Raw genomic sequence first — 20,950 nt, 5'->3', positions numbered from 1 at the left:
ATGGCTATGAGATGAAGTTTTAAACAAAATACGCCGGAAATGAACTGGCGAAAGGAAAGAATTGATCTACCTGCGGCAGGCCTTTGAAAGTTTCAAAATATTATCTTCGTGCTTTCAATTTGTTTCGTTAATATTGCAAATAGAAAAAATTGAAATAAAACGAAAGTTTCTGTTATAAAATGGAAGTGGAAACCGTACAACACCGTGATACCCTGATCAACCAACTGGATGTTCAAAAGGTATGGGACCTGCTCGTCATTGGGGGTGGGGCAACCGGCTTAGGCATTGCGCTTGAAGCAGTTAGCAGGGGATACTCTGTATTGCTGGTAGAACAGGCCGATTTTGCGAAAGGCACATCCAGCCGCAGCACCAAACTGGTACATGGTGGCGTGCGCTACCTGGCACAAGGTGATATTCAATTGGTTAGAGAAGCCAGCATCGAAAGAGGCCTCTTATGGCGTAACGCTCCGCATTTGGTAAAGAACCAGACTTTTATTATTCCGATCTATACATTCTGGGACCGGCTGAAATACACCATCGGTCTGAAATTATACGACTGGATCTCGGGCCGCCTGAGCCTGGGATCTTCTGTTTTTATTCCGCGCGCCAAAGCATTGGCAAAATTGCCCAATATAAGATCTGAAGGCCTGGTAGGCGGTGTGCTCTATCATGACGGTCAGTTCGATGACAGCCGCCTGGCCATTAACCTGGTGCAAACGATCATTGAACAGGGCGGCGTGGCCCTTAATTATATGAAGGTAACGGGTCTGGTGAAAGACAAAGGGCAAATTGGAGGTGCAAAGATCACCGATGTAGAAACCAACCGTTCCTGGGTTTGTAAAGCCAAAGCCGTGATCAATGCCACGGGAGTGTTTGTTGATGAAGTGCTGCAAATGGATAACCCCACCGGTACAAAAAGTATTACAGCCAGCCAGGGTGTTCACCTGGTGCTCGATAAAAAATTCTATCCCAGCAGCGATGCCCTCATGATCCCTGCTACCAGTGATGGACGTGTGCTGTTTGCCGTGCCCTGGCATGGCAAGGTGGTCGTGGGCACCACCGATACGCCGGTGAAAGAAGCATCCCTGGAACCCCAGGCCCTGGAAAAGGAAATTGCATTTATCCTGGAGAACGCATCCCGCTACTTTGTGCAGCAGCCTAAACGAAGTGATGTGCTGAGTGTGTTTGCCGGTTTACGGCCCCTGGCTGCGCCACAGGGGGGCAACCAGAAAACAAAAGAGATCTCGCGCAGCCATAAGATCATGGTAACACCCTCGAAGCTCTTTACGATCTTAGGCGGTAAATGGACCACCTTCCGCAAAATGGGGGAAGATATGGTGAACCGCATCGAGCAGGAATTGCAATGGCCGCATAAGAAAACAGCTACGCGTAATCTGGCGATTCATGGGGCTGTAGCCACGGTTAACCAGAACGATCCCCTGTATTTTTACGGCAGTGATAAAGAACAGGTAAAAGCGTTGATGAACGGACATTCAAATGAATGGCTGAGTACCAGCCTGCAGATCCACGAGGCGCAGGTCATTTGGGCGGTGCAGCATGAAATGGCGCGCACGGTAGAAGATGTATTAAGCCGCCGCACCCGGGCCCTGTTGCTGGATGCCCGCGAAAGCATTCGCATGGCGGAACCGGTGGCAGCTATTATCGCAAAGATCTTACAAAAAGATGACCGCTGGATCAAGGAGCAGGTCGCTTCGTTTACAAAGCTGGCGGAAGGCTATGTGCTGAAAGCGGAAGGCTGAAGCAAAACGCTGAATCCGCCAAAAGCGGACAGGCGCTGAAAGCAAAAGGCTGAACCCTAAAGGCCGAAGTCGAAAGCAAAACGCAAACGTTTGTCCGGGCCATTCTTGCACTGCTTGCAACCAGCGCCGTGATGATGGCGTCTCTGGTAGCCGAAAAACAAGAATGCTGGAATATGGAAAGCGTAATCCCCGCAGAGCGGATTGACCATTCACCATTGACCATTGACCATTGACCAATCACGACTGAAAACTAATCTGTATAATGAAAAGACGCAAATTCATTGCCTCGCTTGGTTGGCTGACTGCAGGATGGGCATTGACCCCTTTGGCGCCGGCGAAAGCATTTCTTCCGCTCGGAAAGAAGATCAAGGGTTCCGTAAAAGCAAAAGGCAAAGGCCTGAAAGACGTAGTGGTAAGTGATGGATATTCGGTGGTAAGCACCGATCGGTCAGGAAAATATGAAATGGAACTGCATCCCAATGCCACGGCCATTTTCGTATCTACCCCTGCCGGTTATGCGTTTAACCATGAAAAAGGACTTTCCCGCCATTACCGCCTGGTAAAAGATCTTAATAAACGCAAAGGCATCGACTTTGAACTGGAAGCGCTGACGGTAGATGATACCAATCACCAGTTCATTATCTGGGCCGATCCGCAGGTAAAATCAGAAAAGGATGTTAACCGCATGATGGCCGAATCAGTGCCAGACGTGCAAAAATTTGTGCAGGCAGCCAATGGCGCCCTGCTGCATGGTATTACCGTGGGCGATATTGTTTGGGATAATCATGCATTATTTCCCAGTTACAATGCAGCCGTTGAAAAAATGGGCATTCCTTTCTTTCAATGTATCGGCAATCACGATATGGATTATAACAAGGGCGGTGATGAGGTGTCAGATGATACCTTTCAGCAATATTATGGTCCCACCTGGTACTCCTTCAACCGCGGCAAAGTGCATTATGTAGTGCTGGATGATGTGCGTTACCTGGGTAAAGACAGGGAATATGACGGTTATATTTCCGAAGAACAACTGGCCTGGTTGCAGAAGGACCTGGCTTTCGTGCCCAATGATCACCTGGTGATCGTTTGTGTGCACATCCCCGTGCATAATGAAGTAAAGAACAATGAAGCATTATATGCGGTGTTAAAAGGCCGTAATGTGCATATCATGTCGGGCCATACCCACTACCATCGAAATGTAATAAAACACGATATATTTGAGCATAACCATGGTACCGTTTGCGGCGCCTGGTGGACCGGACCCATTTGTGGCGACGGTACGCCCTCGGGTTATGGCGTGTATTCGGTAAAAGGAACCGAGTTGAGCTGGTATTATCAGTCTACCGGTAAAGAAGCCGGCCACCAGTTAAGCATGATCGTAAAGGATGAAGATGCCGCCAGTAAAAAGCTGCAGGTGAATGTATGGAACTATGATCCGGCCTGGCAGCTGGAATGCTGGGTAGATGGCGTAAAATACGATGCTTTGAAACAGGAAAAAGGCTTCGATCTGCAGGCGGTTGCCTTGTATCAGGGCCCTCAATTGCCTAAACCCCGCGGGTTTGCCGAACCAAAGAAAACAGATCACTTGTTCAATGCGGTTATTCCGGCCGGTTCAAAGAACGTGAAGGTGGTTGCTACGGACCGGTTCGGGAAAAAATATACGGCAGATTATAACGCCTGACAAAACAAATATATTTGTTGAATCGCAATCACTGATTTTCGGATTTTGTAAAAACAGGAACTGATTGAACAAAAGAAATCCCAAAATCTAAAAATCTCAAAATTTGCAATAGCACATATGAAAAAACGGATGATTGGACTGGTTACAGGAACCTTAATGATGTGCCTGGTGGTATCGGCGCAGGAGGCCAAAGTAGATAGCACTATCCGTCCGGCCGCTTATGCCCTGAGATATGGATTGTTCAAGAACTATCCCAATTCAACAAAAGATATCATCTTCCTGGGCAATAGTATTACGCAGGGCGTCGACTGGGCAGAATTATTACAGAACAACCATGCACGCAACCGCGGCATCAGCGGTGATATCACCTACGGCGTGCTCGAACGGTTGAAAGAAATAACAGAAGGGCAACCTGCGAAAGTTTTTATATTGATCGGTATTAACGATATTCAGCATAATATACCCGATTCGCTGATCGTGAACAATTACCGCCGCATCATCAGGCAGATCAAGGCGGAGTCGCCCAAAACAAAGATCTATTTTCATACACTCCTGCCCGTTAACAACGAGTTCACCCAGTTTAAAAAGCATTATAACAAAGATGAACATATTGCATATGTAAATGCAGAGCTGAAGAAAATAGGGGCAGCAGAGAACATCACGGTGATCGATCTGCACCCGCATTTTCTCAATGCCGACAAAAAGCTGGATAAACGCTATACCATGGATGGCCTGCATTTAAATGCAGAGGGGTACAGGGTTTGGGCAGCTGTGCTGAAACCATATTTGTAAAAGTTCAATACCGTTCATGAGGACATAGGCAGGAGCTACAGGTTACAAGTTACAGGGCCTTTTATGCAGGTTCTTTACTCTTGCAACCTGGAACCTGAAACCTGGAACCTGTAACACGTACTTTAGATCGATCTACATAAATGTAATAACTAACGATAATAACGAAGTAAACATGCCTCAATACATCTTGTCTTTCGACCAGGGAACAACCAGTTCACGCGCCATCATCTTCGATCAGGCAGGTTCCATTATCTCTATCGCCCAGAAAGAATTCACGCAGTTATATCCGCAGCCCGGTTGGGTAGAACATGATGCCGGGGAGATCTGGGGCACCCAACTGGCCGTAGCCGTGGAAGCGGTAAGCAAGGCCGGATTGAAAGCAACCGATATTGCTGCCATTGGCATTACCAACCAGCGCGAAACAACCGTGGTATGGGATAAAGAGACCGGCGTTCCCGTGCATAATGCCATTGTATGGCAGGACCGGCGTACCGCCGCCTTTTGCGATGAGCTCAAAATACAATCGGGTAACCTCATACAGGAAAAGACCGGGTTGATCGTAGATGCTTATTTTTCCGGCACCAAGATCCGGTGGATCCTCGACAATGTTGCAGGCGCCCGCAAAAAAGCCGAAGCAGGAAAACTGGCCTTTGGTACTATTGATACCTGGCTGGTATGGAAGCTGACCGGCGGTAAAGTACATGCAACCGATATTACCAATGCATCGCGCACGATGCTTTTCAATATTCATAGCTGCCAATGGGATAAAGAGCTGCTGCAATTACTGGATGTGCCCGCATCCATGTTACCGGAAGTACGCTCGTCGAGCGAAGTGTTCGGGCATACCGACGCACAGATCCTGGCTGCGCAGATCCCTATTGCCGGGATTGCGGGTGATCAGCAGGCGGCGCTGTTCGGGCAAATGTGCACAGAACCCGGCATGGTGAAAAATACCTATGGCACCGGTTGCTTTATGTTGATGAATATCGGCGACAAACCGATCGTATCAAAAAATAACCTGGTAACAACCATTGCCTGGCAGATCGATGGCAAAGTGCAATACGCCCTGGAAGGCAGTATCTTTATCGGCGGCGCCGTAGTTCAATGGCTGCGCGATGGCCTCGGCATCATTACCCATTCTTCCCAGGTGGAAGAACTGGCCAAACAGGTTCCTGATAACGGTGGCGTATACCTGGTGCCCGCTTTTGCCGGACTGGGCGCTCCCTACTGGGATCAGCATGCCCGCGGCACCATCGTAGGTATCACAAGAGGTACAACAGCCGCCCATATTGCCCGCGCAGCCCTGGAAAGCATAACGCTGCAGACCATGGATGTGTTAACCGCCATGCAGGCCGATGCAGGTTCGCCCATTAAAGAACTCCGGGTCGATGGCGGCGCTACCGCCAATGACCTGCTCTTGCAGATCCAGGCCAATGTGTTACAGGCAACCGTTATAAGGCCTGAGATCACGGAAACCACTGCCATTGGTGCGGCTTACCTGGCCGGACTGGCCGTAGGCTACTGGAAAAATGTGGATGAGATCAAAAAGCAATGGAAGCTCAATAAAAACTTTTCACCGGAAAGCGGCAATGCCATTGCGTTGACGAAGGGATGGCAGAAAGCGATCCGGGCGGCAAAAGCGTGGGCGGAAGAGTGATAATTAGCTAATGTGCTGATGTGCTGATGTGCTGATGTGCTGATGTGCTGATGGGCTAATGTGATAATGTGATAATCGCGGTTCCGGGTTACAGGATGCAAGTTGCAGGGGTTGATAACGGCAAGCTGGAACTTGTAGCCAGGAACCTGGAACTTGAAACTTGCAACCGGTAACCGGTAACCGGTAACAAAAATGAGAACCTTAAAACAATAAACATAGCGGGTTTAACCTAAAAAGATTGCTTATGTCACCATTTACCGCCGAATTCATCGGCACTATGTTCTTGATCTTGCTGGGAACAGGCGTTGTAGCAAACGTGATCCTGAAAGGAACCAAAGGAAATGCCGGTGGCTGGATGGTGATCACCACCGGCTGGGCCCTGGCTGTATTTGTAGGCGTTGTTATTGCCGGCCCCTACAGCGGCGCACACCTGAATCCGGCCGTTTCCATAGGCCTGGCCATTGCAGAAAAATTTCAGTGGAGTGAAGTGCCCATGTACATCCTGGCGCAGGTGCTGGGCGCTATGTTGGGCGCCTTCCTGGCATGGTGCATTTATAAAGATCATTTCAATCAGACCAGCGATCCTGATACCGTGCTGGCCGTGTTCAGTACCGGACCAGCGATCAGGAACAATACCTTTAACTTATTGAGCGAGATCATTGGCACCTTCGTGCTCATATTTGTGGTGTTCTATTTTACAGAAGCAGAGATCAAGAATCCGCAATCGCCTATCGGGCTTGGTTCACTGGGGGCTATTCCCGTTGCCTTCCTGGTTTGGGCCATTGGCCTTTCCCTGGGTGGAACAACCGGTTATGCCATTAACCCCGCCCGTGACCTGGCCCCGCGGATCGTACATGCTTTATTACCTATTAAACATAAAGGCAGCAGCAACTGGAAATATGCATGGATCCCTATTATTGGTCCCATCATCGGCGCCATCATTGCAGCTTTGTTATTCATGCTTCTGAACTATTTAAATAAGACCGTATAATGAAACGTATTGTCGTATTATCTGTGATCGCAGGCTGTGTGGCAGCCTGCACCGCCTCCAGGAAGCTCTCCATGCCTGAAAACTATCCTGCCTTTTACAAGGAAGGGCATCGGGGCACCCGCGGCTTAATGCCCGAGAATACCATTCCGTCTATGAAAAAAGCAGTGGAAGTGGGCGCCAATTGTATTGAAGTGGATGTATATCTTACGAAAGATAAAAAAGTGCTGATCTCGCATGATCCTTTTCCAAACATTGCGCATACACTCTATAACGATGGCAGTGAAATAGCCAAAGCAGATGCTAAAAAATATGTGTGGTACCAGATGAATTATGAAGACATCAAAAAATTTGATGTTGGTTCAAAACCCTTTCCTGCCTGGCCGCAGCAACAGAAAATAAAAGTAGGCCTGCCCCTGCTGGGCGAGCTGATAGATTCTGTAGAAGCTTATGTGACCGCAAATAAGCTGCCGAAGCCGATCTATAATATCGAACTGAAAACATCCATACGCTTCGATAGCCTCAAATACAATGCACCACCCGCCGAAGTCGTAGATGCGGTAATGGAAGATGTAAAAGGCCGGAATATTGGTAACCGCTTTTATATTCAATCATTTGATGTACGGCCCCTGCAATATGTGCGCAAGAAGTATCCGCAGGTCGTGATCGGCTACCTGACCACGGGCAAGAACCTCGACAGTAATTTCAAAAGTCTCGGATTCTACCCGCATATTTATAGCCCGGAATTCAACCTGGTGACAAAAGCCATGGCCGATTTCTGCCACAGCAAAAACATGAAGCTGGTTCCATGGACGGTAAACGACAAAGAAAAAATGAAGCGCCTGATCGCCGACGGTGTGGATGGCATTATAACTGATTACCCGAATTACTTTGCAGAAATAGGTAAATGAGTTGAGATCTAATACACCAGTTACCGGTTACGGTTTCCAGCTACAGGGAAGCGGTGACCGGTAACATATTTATCCTTTTTCTACCCATAGCCAATTACATTCCCTCCTTTAGGTGCACTATCTTGCAACAAATTATTGTAATATTTTCATTTGTTGTAAATTCATCGGCATGAAAGGTAGTTTTTGCAGGGTAATCAAGAAGATCCTTCCGGTTTTTTGTTTGGTATTCTTCCATTCTGTTTCATTTTCACAACGATTTACTGATCTTGTAAACCCGTACATCGGTACGGCAGGCCATGCGCATGTGTTCCTGGGCGCCAATGTGCCTTTTGGCGCTGTGCAGCTGGGTCCAGACAATGTATTCCGCGGCTGGGATTGGTGCTCGGGTTACAATTATACCGACAGCATCATCAAAGGATTTTCTCATACCCATTTAAGCGGAACCGGCATGCCCGACCTGGGCGATGTGCTCATTATGCCATTCACCGGCGCTATAAAAACCGGTAAGGTAACACCGGAGCAGCCAGGCGCTGGCTGTTCTTCCCGCTTCTCACATAAGAGAGAAAAAGTAAGACCCGGTTATTATGCGGTGACCCTCGATGATTATAATATCCAGGTACAATTGACAGCTACCGAGCGGGTAGGTTTTCACCAATACAAATTTCCCGCCGGCGGGGGCGCCCGCATCCTGATCGATCTGAAAGAGGGTATTGGCGATAAAGCGACAGAAACGTATATCGAAAAAGTGGATGATTCTACGCTTTACGGGTACCGGTTCTCAAAGGGCTGGGCGCCGGATCAGCGCTTGTATTTTGCCATCCGCATATCAGCCCCCATCCAGCAGTTTGACATTTATGACAATGACAATAAGCTGGCATCATCATCAGCAAAAGGAGAGGGGATCAAAGGATTCATCAGTTTTGACAAAGCGCCTGCCACCGTATTTCTTAAAGTGGGCATTTCGCCGGTGAGTTCGGCCAACGCGCTGGCAAATATCAATGCCGAGATCCCGCACTGGCATTTTGATAAAGTGGTGAAGGATGCAGATGCCAAATGGAACCGGGAGTTGGGAAAGATCGTGATCAACACCAAGGACGCTACTACGAAAAAAATATTCTATACGGCCCTGTATCATACGATGATCGATCCGGCTGCCTTCAATGATGTGAATGGTGAATACCGCGGGCCCGATAAAAATGTGCATAAAGACAGCTTTCAGAATTATACGATACTTTCCCTCTGGGATACCTATCGCGCATTGAATCCATTGTATACCATCACGCAGCCCGGGCGGGTGAATGATATGGTGAATACCATGCTGCACATTTATCAGCAGCAGGGAAAATTGCCCATCTGGCATTTGGCAGGTAATGAGACCAACCTGATGCCCGGCATGAGTGGTGTTCAGATCGTAGCGGAGGCCTACCTGAAGGGCTATCGGGGTTTTGATACTGCGCTGGCATTTGAAGCAGTAAAAAATACCTCCCTGCGCAATGAGTTTGGATTGGATTATGTAAAATCCCTCGAATACATTCCGCACAATAAAGTACAGGAATCGGTGGCCAAGGCCATGGAGTATTGCATCAGCGATGGCAGCATTGCCCTGATGGCAAAACAAATGGGCAAACCGGAAGATGCGGCGCTGTTTGCGAAAAGGGCCTTGTATTATCGCCATTATTTCGACAGCACTACCAAATTCTTCCGTGGAAAAAATGAACAGGGCGAATGGAATAAGACCTTTGGTCCGGGCCGCACCAGCCATCCCTGGATCGACGATTATTGTGAAGGCAATGCCTGGCAATATACCTGGCTGGTGCCACAGGATGTGGAAGGACTGATAAAACTGCTGGGTGGTGATGAAGCGTTTATCAATCGCCTGGATACTTTCTTCCAATTGAAAATAGAATTCGATCCGCAATCGCCGCCTGATATTTCAGGTATGATCGGTCAGTATGCGCATGGTAATGAACCCGGGCATCATACCACATACCTGTACACCTACGCCGGCGCGCCCTGGAAAACGGCGGAGAAAGTGCGTTTCATTCTGAAGGAACAATACCTCGACAGCACCGATGGCATCAGTGGTAATGAAGATTGCGGCCAGATGTCGGCCTGGTACATCTTTTCTTCTTTAGGATTTTACCCGGTATTTCCTGCCAGCGGCGTTTATGTATTGGGCAGTCCCCTCTTCGATAAAGCCAGCATTCAGTTACCGGCCGGAAAGAAGTTTACCGTAGAGACAGTCGGGAACAGTGCGAAGAATATTTACATCCAAAGCGTAACGCTGAACGGAAAGCCCTGGCCGAATACCTATATTTTCCATAAGGATATTATGAAGGGAGGAACCTTGCGCGTAGTGATGGGCAGTAAACCCAGTCAAAGTTTTGGTAAACTTCCTGCTAACAGACCGGGATCGCGGTATTGACATCCATACATCACCATATGAAAAGAACTGCCAGTTTGTTATTACTAATGATTGTTGCTTCCAGCCTCTTCGCTCAAAAGAAGGTGTTGGACATCACTTCCTTTGGTGCCGTGGGGGATAGCATAACCTATAATACGGCTGCTATTCAAAAAGCCATTGACAGCGCATCGGCTGCCGGTGGCGGTCAAGTATTGATCCCGCCGGGTAAATTCGTCACCGGAGTTATTCAGTTGCGTTCTGGTGTTGAATTGCATGTATCGGCCAATGCCGTCTTACTGGGCAGCACCAAACGAAGCGATTATGGTACTGTGCGGGCATCTGCGTTGATCGTTGCCGATAAGCAGCATCATATTTCCATTACGGGCACCGGTACCATCGATGGCCGCGGCCGCGAAGTGGTGCAGGATGTAGACCGTATGTTGAAAGAAGGAACCCTGCAGGATCCCCAATGGCAAACGGTGAATCCCTGGGGGCAGTTGCGCTCAGCCGAGTTCAACCGTCCGCACCTGCTCACCTTCAAGAACTGCGACCAGGTGAGCATTAAAGGCGTATTGTTCAAAGACGCGGCCTGCTGGGTGCAAACCTACCGCGAATGCACCAACCTGGTCATTGACAGCATCCGCGTGCAGAGCACGGCCTATTATAATAACGACGGGATTGATATCGACGACTGCCGCAATGTGAAGGTGACCCGGTGTAATGTTAATGCCGATGATGACGGCATTTGTTTGAAATCGGGTAACCCCGATACTTTTTGTGAAAATATCGAGATCAGTGATTGCGTGGTGCGCTCCAGCGCCAGTGCATTGAAGTTCGGCACCGCTTCTCATGGCGGGTTCAAACAGGTGCGGATAAATAATATAAAAATCTACGATACCTATCGCTCGGCCATCGCCCTGGAGTCGGTCGACGGCGGTATCCTGGAAGATGTTACCATTGAGAACATCAGGGCCACCAATACCGGCAATGCCATCTTCATAAGGCTCGGTCACCGCAAAACAACAGCGCCCGTTGGAAAGGTGCGGAATATTAAAATAGCTAACGTACAGGTAGAAGTGCCGGCCGGTAAACCCGATAAAGGGTATGAAATGGAAGGACCGGTAGTCAACTATCCGCACAATGTTTTTCCTGCTTCCATCACCGGTTTACCCGGTCACCCGGTAGAGAATGTTTCGCTGGAAAATATCACTGTTACATATGAAGGTGGCGGCAGTAAAGAGGTGGCGTTTTTTGCGCTTGACTCCCTGCACCAGGTACCCGAAAAAGCCGGGGACTATCCCGAATTCTCCATGTTCGGCGAACTGCCCTGCTGGGGATTGTACGTGCGGCATGCCAGCGGCATTCAGCTCAGGAACGTAAAAATGCAATATAAAAAAAACGATTTCAGACCGGCCATGATCTTTGACGATGTACAACAATTGCAGGCCGAGGGTTTACACATACCAACAGCCAGCTCAACACCGGTCATCGTATTAAAGGATGTGAAAATGCCCCGGCTCACTGGTCTTCAGGTTCCTTTCGGGATACCCAAAGCGATCATGATCTGGAAACAATGATCGCTGCCTTCTAAGTTAGTGAACGGCAGACAAATAGACATCACTCCCGGTTAAATTTGGTAGTCTACCCCTCATGCAGGAAATTGCAGCCCTGTTTATATGCCCGGCAGCAGCCGCTGTACCGGGAGACTCACCTGGAATATCATTGAATTCCGTTAACTAAAATCATTATGAGCATTCTTTCAAAATTTTCATTGGCAGGAAAAACCGCACTGGTTACAGGCTGTAAAAGAGGCATCGGTAAATCAATTGCAGTTGCACTGGCCGAAGCAGGCGCAGACATTATCGGGGTATCTGCGAGCCTGGAATTAACAGGCAGTAAAGTGCAGCAGGAAGTGGAAGCTACCGGCCGTTCTTTTAAAGCCTACCAGGCCGATTTCAATGATCGTAAAGCCATCTATACTTTTATCGACAAGGTGAAAGGAGAAAATGCGCCCGTTGATATCCTGTTCTGCAACGCCGGTACCATTATGCGTAAACCCGCAGCCGAACACCCGGATGAATACTGGGACGAAGTGATCAACGTGAACCTCAATGCCCAGTTTATTTTAAGCCGCGAATTTGGTAAGGACATGATCCAGCGCGGAAGTGGTAAGATCATCTTCACCGCTTCTTTATTGAGTTTCCAGGGTGGTATTACGGTGCCTGGTTATGCGGCCAGCAAAGGCGCTATTGCCCGCCTTACCATGGCCCTCTCGAACGAATGGGCTTCGAAAGGCGTACAGGTGAATGCCATTGCGCCCGGTTATATATCAACAGACAATACGGAAGCATTGCGTAATGATCCCGAGCGTGCGAAGTCGATCCTGGCGCGTATTCCTGCCGGCCGTTGGGGCGAAGGCGATGATATGAAGGGCGCTGCTGTATACCTGGCCTCTCCGGCTTCTGATTATGTTACCGGAACCATTATTACCGTTGACGGCGGCTGGATGGGGAGATAAAACAATTAGCTGATTTGCTAATTAGATAATGTGCTAATATATCAAGCCGGAATGTTCGTAAAATAAAAATTTACGCGAAAGCAAGCATTAAGGAGTGCATTCTATTAGCACATTAGCACATTAGTAAATTAGCACATTCACAAATCATGGTCATAAGCTGCACGTAAAAACGCAACTTTACTCATCAATGACTATTATACAATTAGAGAATTATGGATAACAGATTAGCAATAAGTCCGAACGAAGCAAAGCAAATGGATACCGCTGCTTTGCGCAAGGCTTTCCTGATAGATAAATTATTTGAAGCAGACCAGGCGCATTTTACGCTTTCCCATTACGACCGGTATATTGCCGGCGGCATTATGCCTGTAACAAAAGCGGTAGCGCTGCCCAATCCCGAGAAACTGAAAGCAAAATTTTTCCTGGAAAGAAGAGAGATGGGCATCATCAACGTAGGTGGCAAGGGAACCGTTACCGCCGATGGACAAAGCTATGAGCTGGATTATAAAGAAGCATTATACATTGGTAAGGGAGCACAGCACGTACAATTCACTTCTGCCGATAAAAGCAAACCTGCCAAATTCTATATCAATGCAGCGCCGGCACATCATACCTATCCCACCAAAAAGATCTCAAAGGCGAATGCCGAGGTGGTGGAACTGGGCAGTCCGGCTACCGCCAATCACCGCACGATCAACAAACTGATCGTAAGCAGTGTGCTGGAAGTTTGCCAGTTGCAAATGGGTATGACGGAACTAAAGAGCGGCAGTGTATGGAACACGATGCCGGCTCATACCCACGACCGCCGTATGGAAGTGTATTTCTATTTTGAAATACCCGAAGGACAGAGCGTTTGTCATTTCATGGGCGAACCCCAGGAAACCCGCCATATCTGGATGCAGAATGAGCAGGCTGTGATCTCGCCCAACTGGAGCATTCACTCCGGCGCCGGTACTTCCAACTATACCTTTATCTGGGGTATGGCAGGGGAGAACCTCGATTATGGCGATATGGATCATTGCGCTATTACAGAACTTCGCTAGTATACTATACTATTTAAATAAGGTGTGCCACCGTTTAAAGTATGGTACACCTGAACTTAGGATGTGCCATTCCACCACTCAGCGGCGGAATGGCACATTTATTTGGTGTATGCCATACCTTTTTCCTTCTTATTGAGGCGGTTAGAAAAATATTTTTTAAATGTGGTCAATACATTTAAATTTATTGGAACGATTTGACTGCCATCAATGACCACAACTGCTATTCATACCGACAACCTTTGTTGGCAACGCCTGCTGCAAAGTGATAAAGAAGCTTTATACGAGCTGTACACCAGGTATTATCACACCTTGTTATTTATCGGCCTTAAGCACATCCACGACAGCGATCTCGTGAAAGATGTAATACAGCAGCAATTCCTGTATCTCTGGGAAAAACGGCATACGCTGCTGGAAGCCAAAAATGTTCGCAGTTACCTCATCATTTCATTCTTACGCCGCTTAACGGGCGATTGGGTAAAAGCCCGCCGCACGGTGAACCTGGAAGTAGCCTGGAGCAAAAAGGAAGAAGAGGGATTTGAAAGTTCCTGGGAAGAGACCCTTATTATAAAAAATGACAATGAAGCCATGCGCAGGAACCTCATGGCCCTCATCAATGAGCTGCCGGCCCGGCAACGCGAGCTCATCATGCTTAAATTCTACGAAGGGATGAGCTATGAAGCCATCACCCAGAAAACAGGGCTCACGCACCGCACGGTCTATAACAAGATCCATGAAGCATTGTACAAAATAAAACAAAGACTCATACAACCCACTGTTGTTTCTGGCATTCAATCACTTGTTCTGCTCGGTATTGCTTTTATTTCCCTGGTTGAAAAATTATTGTAAAAAAGACGGGTAAAAAAAACGGTCCGCGCACTCTACTTATAAAAGCGCGGAAATGCAACATAAGTACGGCACCGTTGAAGACCTGTTAAAGGATGAGAGCTTCATCAATTATTGCCTTCGCACCAATGAACAGGACGTTCATTACTGGGAAAGCTATATAGCGGCCAATCCGGCCAAGAAAGCGCTGATAGAAGAAGCCGTGCTGGAATACCGCCTATTGTTCTCGGCATTGGCGCAGGCAGATATGGAAGAACAGCTGGGGAACCTGAAACAAAAAATGGCCGGCAGTGACGAAGCGCCGGTGATCGATCTGAACCGGACGGTACCAACGCATAACCGCCTGTACCGGCGATTTGGTTCCATGGCGGTAGCCGCCCTGGCAGTGGTTGCCATTGGACTTTACCTGCTCTGGAAAACACAAAGTACATCACCCCCCCGGTTTCACTCTACACAATATGTATGTAAACCCGGCGAGCGCAAAAGTTTTCAATTTCCCGATGGCACCCAGGTGATCCTGAATGCCGGCAGTGAAATAACCCTGAATGAAGATTACGCAACAAAAACCCGTGAGGTATTCCTGAAAGGGGAAGCATTTTTTGAAGTGCAGCATAATGCAGCTGTTCCCTTTATTGTGCACACACCGAGTATGGATGTAAAGGCCCTGGGCACTGCCTTCAATGTAAAATCGTACAACGACGAACAGAAGACCGAGGCCGTGCTGGTGCGGGGCCTGGTAGAAGTGACCCTGAAAAAAGATAATAACCGGAAGCTGCTCCTGCACCCGGATGAGAAAGTACTGTGGAAGGAGCCTAAGCAGGATAATGAAGCAGGCGCTGCGGCCACCGCGGCTGACAACAGGCAGGAACAGGCCCTGATAACACCCGTAAAAAAATCAGACAATGGGGAGGTAAAAGAAATTGCCTGGGTGCAGAACAATCTCACATTTGAAGATGAAGCATTTGAAGAAATAGCCTATCAACTGAACCGATGGTACAATGTGAACATCCGGTTTGAATCGAACGACATCAGGTTATACCACTTTACCGCCACTTTTAAAAAGGAGAAAATTGACCAGGTGCTGAATATATTGAAGACATCGAAGAAGTTCAACTACCGGTTTGAAGACGAGCAACATATTGTGATATATAAATAGGGGAATGCGGCAACATTCCCCTGCTTAAAGCCGAAACAGGTTAACGTGATTGTATTGGCCTGTTTCCATTATTCATCTTTAAACTTTCTAAAGGTATGAAAAAAAATCATCCGCCAGCGGTGGATACCTTTCTTTACACGGCATTCGCCAAAGTTGTAAGGATTATGAAACTAACGACTGCTTTATTAATTATTGGTTGCCTGCATGTATCGGCCAAAGGACTTTCCCAGGAGGAGAAAATTACCTTATCGTTGAAGAATGCATCCATACCGCAATTGTTTAAAAGTATTGAAAAACTGACCGATTACCGCTTTGCCTACAGCAATGATATTCTGCCGCATGATTTCCTGGTGACCATTACCGTAAAAGAAACACCTGTATCTTCTGTCTTAAAAACAGCGCTGTCAGAAACGGGCCTGCATTTTAACCTTATAGATAATGAAGTGATCGTGATCTCAAAGGAGACGCATGGCCTGGCCGCCATTTCGATCAGTGGTATTGTAACAAATGAAGCGGGTACGCCGCTGGCCGGGGTTTCGGTATATGTAAAAGGCTCGGCTTCCGTAGGCACCATTACCAATGAGAAAGGTTTTTTTAAGTTGGAAGTACCGCAGGAAGCAAGTGCCCTGGTGTTCTCGTCGATAGATATGCAAACTACGGAAGTGCCCATCAGCGGCAGAACAGAGATCAATGTAGTATTGAAAAGAAATATTACGGAGCAGGAAGAAGTGGTGATCATTGGCTATGGAACCCAACGCAAAAAAGACCTTACCGGTTCTATCAGCACCGTTGATCCAAAAGTGTTGAACAAGATCGCAAGCAACGATGTGCTGAAAGCCATGCAGGGCCAGGTAGCGGGCGTTAGTGTGACCAGTGGCGGACAACCGGGTGCGGCACCGGCGATCAAGATCCGTGGCATAGGAAATTTCTCCAATAATAATCCCTTGTATATCATTGACGGCGTGCAAGCCCCTGTGAATGACCTGGTGATCGCAGATGTTGAGACCATCCAGGTATTGAAAGACGGTTCCGCCGCTGCTATTTATGGTTCACGGGCTGCCAACGGCGTTATTATCATCACGACGAAACGTGGTAAATCAGGCAAATTCAAACTGGATTATAATGGCTATTACGGCGTGCAGCATATTGTAAAACGTTATGATGTAGCCAACACCCAGCAATATCAGCAGCTGGTAAACGAAGCAAGCGCCAATGCCGATCCGGTTCAACTGGTAAAACCGGCCAATGATCCCAACTCGAGCCTGTTTGTAAAAGACATCAATACCAACTGGCAGGAAGAAGCTTTTAAGACCGGCAATATCCAGGAACATACAGTAGGTATTTCCGGTGGCACCGATGCCGCCAAATACTATGTATCTATCAATTATTTCGATCATACCGGTACAGTAGCCGGTAAAGGCCCCACCTATAACCGCTATTCATTTCGTATCAATACCGACTTCAAACAGGGCCGCTTCAAGTTTGGCGAGTCGTTCAATTATGCAAAGATCGACCAGCGCTTTATGACCTTTCTGCACACCGGTAATATACTCGGTTATATAGTGAATGCTATTCCTACTTTACCGGTTTACGACTCCACTACCCGGGATGGCTTTAGCAGCGCCAGTCAAACCATCCATGGTTCCTACACCGCCAATCCCATCGGTTTCAACAATGTGCTCGACAGTAAGACCGAACGCTTTCGCTTTATCGGCAATGCCTACGGCGAGTATGAGTTTATAAAAGGATTGAAGTACAAATTAAGTCTAAGCTACGAAAGAACAGATTGGCGCGATTTCTATTTTGAGCCCATACATGACCTCGGCTGGTTCTATGTGAACAATATTGCCAAGCTCAATGATTGGCGGGGATCTGGCAATACCGGAACGATAGAAAATACCCTGACCTTCGATAGACTCATTGGCCGCCATTCGGTCAATGCCATGGTTGGACAATCAACGCTGGAAAGTAACCTGTCGCGCACTTTTTCCCATGCAGAAGGATTTACCCAACCGTATTTACCGGTATTAAGCAATGGCACCTCAGGCATCACCGCTACCGGAGATCTGTTTAAAAGCCGGCTTTCTTCTTATTTCGGCCGGGTGAATTATATCTATGACGACCGGTATTTGTTAACAGCTACGCTCCGCCGTGATGGTTCATCTAGGTTTGCACCGCAACACCGCTGGGGAAATTTTCCTTCACTGGCATTGGGATGGAAACTACACAATGAGCAATGGTTTCAAAAAGTTTTGCCTGCTTATGTAGATCAGCTGAAGCTGCGGGCGTCTTATGGCGAACTGGGTAACCAGGAGATCGGCGATTATCAATACCAGGCTTTTATTAACTCGTATGCGCATGCGGTCTTTGGCAACCAGCTGGCCCTTGGTGCTACCCAAACCACTTTTGCCGTGCCGGATATAAAATGGGAAACCATGATCAGCCGGAACATTGGTATCGACGTAGAGCTCTTTAAAAAACTCACTTTCTCAGCCGAATATTTTCACAACACTGGTAAAGACATTTTATTACGCGTGCAGATCCCCGGTTCAACCGGCGTATATCCCGGCGAATCACCGGTGGTAAATGGCGCATCTATCCAGAATTCGGGCTTTGAGTTCCAGTTAGGGTATGCTGATAAAAAAGGCAGTTTTTCTTATAACATCAACGCCAATGTTTCTACCCTCCGCAATGAAGTATTATCATTGGGTTATGGCGACAATCCCATTTACGGGTATGGCAATTTGACCAAAACAGAAGTAGGCCGTGAAGTAGGGGAGTTGTATGGCTGGGTGATCGATGGTTTATTCCAGAACCAGGCAGAAATAGATGCCCTGAATGCCAAGAGCCCTATTAAACGGTACCAGGAAGAATTGACCCGTCCGGGCGACTACCGCTTCAGAGACCTCAATGGCCGTGATGCGAACGGAAAGCTCACCGGTGCGCCTGATGGAAAGATCGATGATGATGACCGTACTTACCTAGGCAGCGCCATTCCTGATCTGTATTATGGTTTAAATGCTTCGGTTTCTTATAAACAATTCGATCTGTCGGTAGTAGCTTCAGGTGTTTCCGGAAATAAGATCTTCAACAGCATTCGCGCCGGTATTGAAAGCGGCGCCGGCTGGGATAACTATGGAACCAAATTGCTGGATCGCTGGACGCCCACCAATACAAATACGGATGTTCCGCGCGTCGTTATGTTCGATCCCAATAAGAATGGCCGTGCTTCCGCCCGCTGGTTAGAGAATGGCAGCTTCTTTCGCATTACTACTTTACAGCTGGGTTATACCCTGCCGCAACAGATCCTGCAAAGAGCACACCTGTCTAACCTCAGGATATACGTCACCGCACAGAACCTGGTCACATTTACAAAATACACGGGTTTCGATCCAGACTTTGCGAATAACAATGGCTTGTTCGACCGGGCAATAGATAATGGATCTTATCCCAACCGCCCGTTTACGGCCAATGAAGCAGGCGGATTGCCCAATCCCCGTTCCTTTCTGTTCGGATTGCAAATCGGATTATAAGCCTCAAGGGAGTAACAACAAAACTGTAAACAATGAACATCAAACGAATCATATTAACTGCTGCGATTGCTGTTTCCGGTATTTCCTGCGGAAAAGATTACCTGGATCTTACGAACCCCAATCAGCAGACAACTGCTACCTTCTGGAAAAATGAGAACGATGCGGTAATGGCGGTAAATGCCGTTTATCAATCATTATACTATGACGGCACTTTTTTGCGCTTTGCGCAATGCGCCCTCGATCTGCGTGGTGATGATATCATGAGTCCCAGCCCCTGGGATGTATTATCCAATACCGGCTCTTTCAAGCTGTTCAATAATTCCATCATGCAGCAATGGTTATGGATCGCTTTTTATGGCGGTGTAACCCGTGCCAATTTCGTACTGGATAATCTAGACAAAGTTCCTTTCAAAGATCAGAACCTGTATAACCGCCTGAAAGGCGAGGCGCTGTTCCTGCGCGGCCTGAACTATTATTACCTGGTGACCTTCTTCAATAATATTCCGCTGGTGACGAAGTTCTACGAAAATTCATCGGAATACTTTCCGGGCCAGGTATCACCCGAGGATGTATGGAACCAGGTATACCAGGATTTTGATGAAGCATCCAAACTGTTACCGGCTTCATATGGAGGCGCCGATCTGGGCAGGGCAACCAAAGGCGCTGCCCTGGCTTTCCTCGGAAAGAGTTATCTGTTCAATAAGCAATACGAACTGGCTGCTGCAAAATTTAAAGCAGTAATGGATCTGGGTGTTTACGATCTCATGGCCAACTATGGCGATAATTTTACCGATGCCTTTGAGAACAACAAGGAATCTATTTTTGAGGTGCAGTTCAGCCGCGAGGTTGGTGGCACTACACTGGGGTGGATCAGTTCACCGGGCTCTGACTGGAGTAAAACAACCGCCCGGGCCATTACGTTTGCTCCTGCGCCTTTTGGCTGGAATGACGCCGCACCCACCCAATGGATCGTAGATGAATTTAAAAAAGAAAAGACAATAAGCGGTGAAGACGATCCCCGCCTGCGCGCCACCATTTATTACAATTATCCGGGTTGTAAATTATACGGACAATCCTTTCAAACCGTATATGCTGCCGAGCTCAATAAACTGGGCGTAAAGAAATATGGCAATGGTGACAAGAATATACCCGATGAGAAAGACTGGCGTTCGGGCATCAATGAACGGTTGATGCGGTATTCGGATGTGCTGCTGATGTATGCTGAATGCCAGAATGAACTCGACAACCGGGCGGAGTGCGCCAAACAAATTCAACGCGTGCGCAACCGCGCTAACCTGCCCGACCGGGAAGGGGAATTTGCAGCATTGTCAAAGGAGCAGATGCGCGAACGCATTGCCCATGAGCGGGCCCTGGAATTTGCGCTGGAAGGACACCGTTTTGATGATATCCGCCGCTGGGGCTGGTTACAAAATCCTGCCAAACTCGCCGAGCTCAAATCCCATGATCCTGAGTTCAACAGTTATGTACCCGGCCGCGAGTTCTTCTCCATTCCGCAGGCAGAAATGGATGTGAACAAGAACCTGCGGCAGAATAGCGGGTATTAGCCCGGTTTGGGGAAAAGACCTGTCAGGTGGGCTCGCCCCACTACATTCCTAAAAAAATAAAGTTCACCTTACAGGTCGTTCACAAAGGAAGAAATATTT

14 protein-coding genes are annotated in these 20,950 nt (G+C 47.9%); all 14 read left to right on the top strand.

What is annotated here, in order from left to right:
* Window positions 1-179: 179 nt before the first annotated feature.
* The 14 genes from JT717_RS11320 (at window position 180) to JT717_RS11255 (ending at window position 20,851) form a co-directional block, all read left to right on the top strand.
* The gene (locus JT717_RS11320) at window positions 180-1,760 is read left to right on the top strand and encodes a glycerol-3-phosphate dehydrogenase/oxidase (protein WP_205510581.1); all 1,581 of its coding nucleotides are present in this window, start codon (window positions 180-182) and stop codon (window positions 1,758-1,760) included.
* Between the two features lie 262 nt (window positions 1,761-2,022).
* Window positions 2,023-3,441 carry a calcineurin-like phosphoesterase C-terminal domain-containing protein gene (locus tag JT717_RS11315; RefSeq protein ID WP_205510580.1) on the top strand — a complete coding sequence of 473 codons (1,419 nt, stop codon included), beginning with the start codon at window positions 2,023-2,025 and terminating at the stop codon, window positions 3,439-3,441.
* A 117-nt stretch (window positions 3,442-3,558) separates the two neighbouring features.
* Window positions 3,559-4,233, top strand: a complete 675-nt coding sequence (locus JT717_RS11310; RefSeq protein ID WP_205510579.1) for a GDSL-type esterase/lipase family protein — start codon at window positions 3,559-3,561, stop codon at window positions 4,231-4,233.
* 172 nt (window positions 4,234-4,405) lie between these two features.
* Entirely contained in the window at window positions 4,406-5,890 is a 1,485-nt protein-coding gene (gene glpK, locus JT717_RS11305; RefSeq protein WP_205510578.1) for a glycerol kinase GlpK, read from the top strand.
* A gap of 244 nt (window positions 5,891-6,134) precedes the next feature.
* On the top strand, window positions 6,135-6,881 hold the full coding sequence (locus tag JT717_RS11300; RefSeq protein WP_205510577.1) for an MIP/aquaporin family protein: 747 nt from the start codon (window positions 6,135-6,137) through the stop codon (window positions 6,879-6,881).
* Window positions 6,881-7,789: a glycerophosphodiester phosphodiesterase family protein gene (locus JT717_RS11295; RefSeq protein ID WP_205510576.1), complete on the top strand. Its 909-nt coding sequence runs from the start codon at window positions 6,881-6,883 to the stop codon at window positions 7,787-7,789. Before JT717_RS11300 ends, JT717_RS11295 begins: the two co-directional genes overlap by 1 nt.
* Window positions 7,790-7,958: 169 nt before the next feature.
* Window positions 7,959-10,214: a GH92 family glycosyl hydrolase gene (locus tag JT717_RS11290; RefSeq protein ID WP_205510575.1), complete on the top strand. Its 2,256-nt coding sequence runs from the start codon at window positions 7,959-7,961 to the stop codon at window positions 10,212-10,214.
* A gap of 17 nt (window positions 10,215-10,231) precedes the next feature.
* Window positions 10,232-11,770, top strand: coding sequence for a glycoside hydrolase family 28 protein (locus JT717_RS11285; RefSeq protein ID WP_205510574.1), 1,539 nt, complete (start codon window positions 10,232-10,234; stop codon window positions 11,768-11,770).
* A gap of 176 nt (window positions 11,771-11,946) precedes the next feature.
* Complete coding sequence (locus JT717_RS11280) at window positions 11,947-12,711, top strand: SDR family NAD(P)-dependent oxidoreductase (RefSeq protein WP_205510863.1); 765 nt, start codon at window positions 11,947-11,949, stop codon at window positions 12,709-12,711.
* 212 nt (window positions 12,712-12,923) lie between these two features.
* Window positions 12,924-13,754: a 5-dehydro-4-deoxy-D-glucuronate isomerase gene (gene kduI, locus JT717_RS11275; RefSeq protein WP_205510573.1), complete on the top strand. Its 831-nt coding sequence runs from the start codon at window positions 12,924-12,926 to the stop codon at window positions 13,752-13,754.
* 207 nt (window positions 13,755-13,961) lie between these two features.
* On the top strand, window positions 13,962-14,600 hold the full coding sequence (locus tag JT717_RS11270; protein WP_205510572.1) for an RNA polymerase sigma factor: 639 nt from the start codon (window positions 13,962-13,964) through the stop codon (window positions 14,598-14,600).
* A gap of 52 nt (window positions 14,601-14,652) precedes the next feature.
* Window positions 14,653-15,753 (top strand): FecR family protein, encoded by a 1,101-nt coding sequence (locus JT717_RS11265; RefSeq protein ID WP_205510571.1) that lies wholly within the window; start codon window positions 14,653-14,655, stop codon window positions 15,751-15,753.
* 164 nt (window positions 15,754-15,917) lie between these two features.
* Entirely contained in the window at window positions 15,918-19,286 is a 3,369-nt protein-coding gene (locus tag JT717_RS11260; protein WP_205510570.1) for a SusC/RagA family TonB-linked outer membrane protein, read from the top strand.
* 32 nt (window positions 19,287-19,318) lie between these two features.
* Complete coding sequence (locus tag JT717_RS11255; RefSeq protein ID WP_205510569.1) at window positions 19,319-20,851, top strand: RagB/SusD family nutrient uptake outer membrane protein; 1,533 nt, start codon at window positions 19,319-19,321, stop codon at window positions 20,849-20,851.
* The last annotated feature ends 99 nt before the right edge of the window (window positions 20,852-20,950 follow it).

Origin of the sequence: Longitalea arenae (assembly GCF_016924755.1) — a bacterium.
Taxonomy (GTDB): domain Bacteria; phylum Bacteroidota; class Bacteroidia; order Chitinophagales; family Chitinophagaceae; genus Niastella; species Niastella arenae.
Note: the sequence above shows the minus strand (reverse complement) of the source record. Positions and strands in the feature narration are given on the sequence as shown.

Excerpts from the sequence above, each read along its gene's own strand:
- JT717_RS11320 (WP_205510581.1), top strand. The coding sequence starts at position 180 with ATGGAAGTGGAAACCGTACAACACCGTGATACCCTGATCAACCAACTG.
- JT717_RS11315 (WP_205510580.1), top strand. The coding sequence starts at position 2,023 with ATGAAAAGACGCAAATTCATTGCCTCGCTTGGTTGGCTGACTGCAGGA.
- JT717_RS11310 (WP_205510579.1), top strand. The coding sequence starts at position 3,559 with ATGAAAAAACGGATGATTGGACTGGTTACAGGAACCTTAATGATGTGC.
- glpK (WP_205510578.1), top strand. The coding sequence starts at position 4,406 with ATGCCTCAATACATCTTGTCTTTCGACCAGGGAACAACCAGTTCACGC.
- JT717_RS11300 (WP_205510577.1), top strand. The coding sequence starts at position 6,135 with ATGTCACCATTTACCGCCGAATTCATCGGCACTATGTTCTTGATCTTG.
- JT717_RS11295 (WP_205510576.1), top strand. The coding sequence starts at position 6,881 with ATGAAACGTATTGTCGTATTATCTGTGATCGCAGGCTGTGTGGCAGCC.
- JT717_RS11290 (WP_205510575.1), top strand. The coding sequence starts at position 7,959 with ATGAAAGGTAGTTTTTGCAGGGTAATCAAGAAGATCCTTCCGGTTTTT.
- JT717_RS11285 (WP_205510574.1), top strand. The coding sequence starts at position 10,232 with ATGAAAAGAACTGCCAGTTTGTTATTACTAATGATTGTTGCTTCCAGC.
- kduI (WP_205510573.1), top strand. The coding sequence starts at position 12,924 with ATGGATAACAGATTAGCAATAAGTCCGAACGAAGCAAAGCAAATGGAT.
- JT717_RS11270 (WP_205510572.1), top strand. The coding sequence starts at position 13,962 with ATGACCACAACTGCTATTCATACCGACAACCTTTGTTGGCAACGCCTG.
- JT717_RS11265 (WP_205510571.1), top strand. The coding sequence starts at position 14,653 with ATGCAACATAAGTACGGCACCGTTGAAGACCTGTTAAAGGATGAGAGC.
- JT717_RS11260 (WP_205510570.1), top strand. The coding sequence starts at position 15,918 with ATGAAACTAACGACTGCTTTATTAATTATTGGTTGCCTGCATGTATCG.
- JT717_RS11255 (WP_205510569.1), top strand. The coding sequence starts at position 19,319 with ATGAACATCAAACGAATCATATTAACTGCTGCGATTGCTGTTTCCGGT.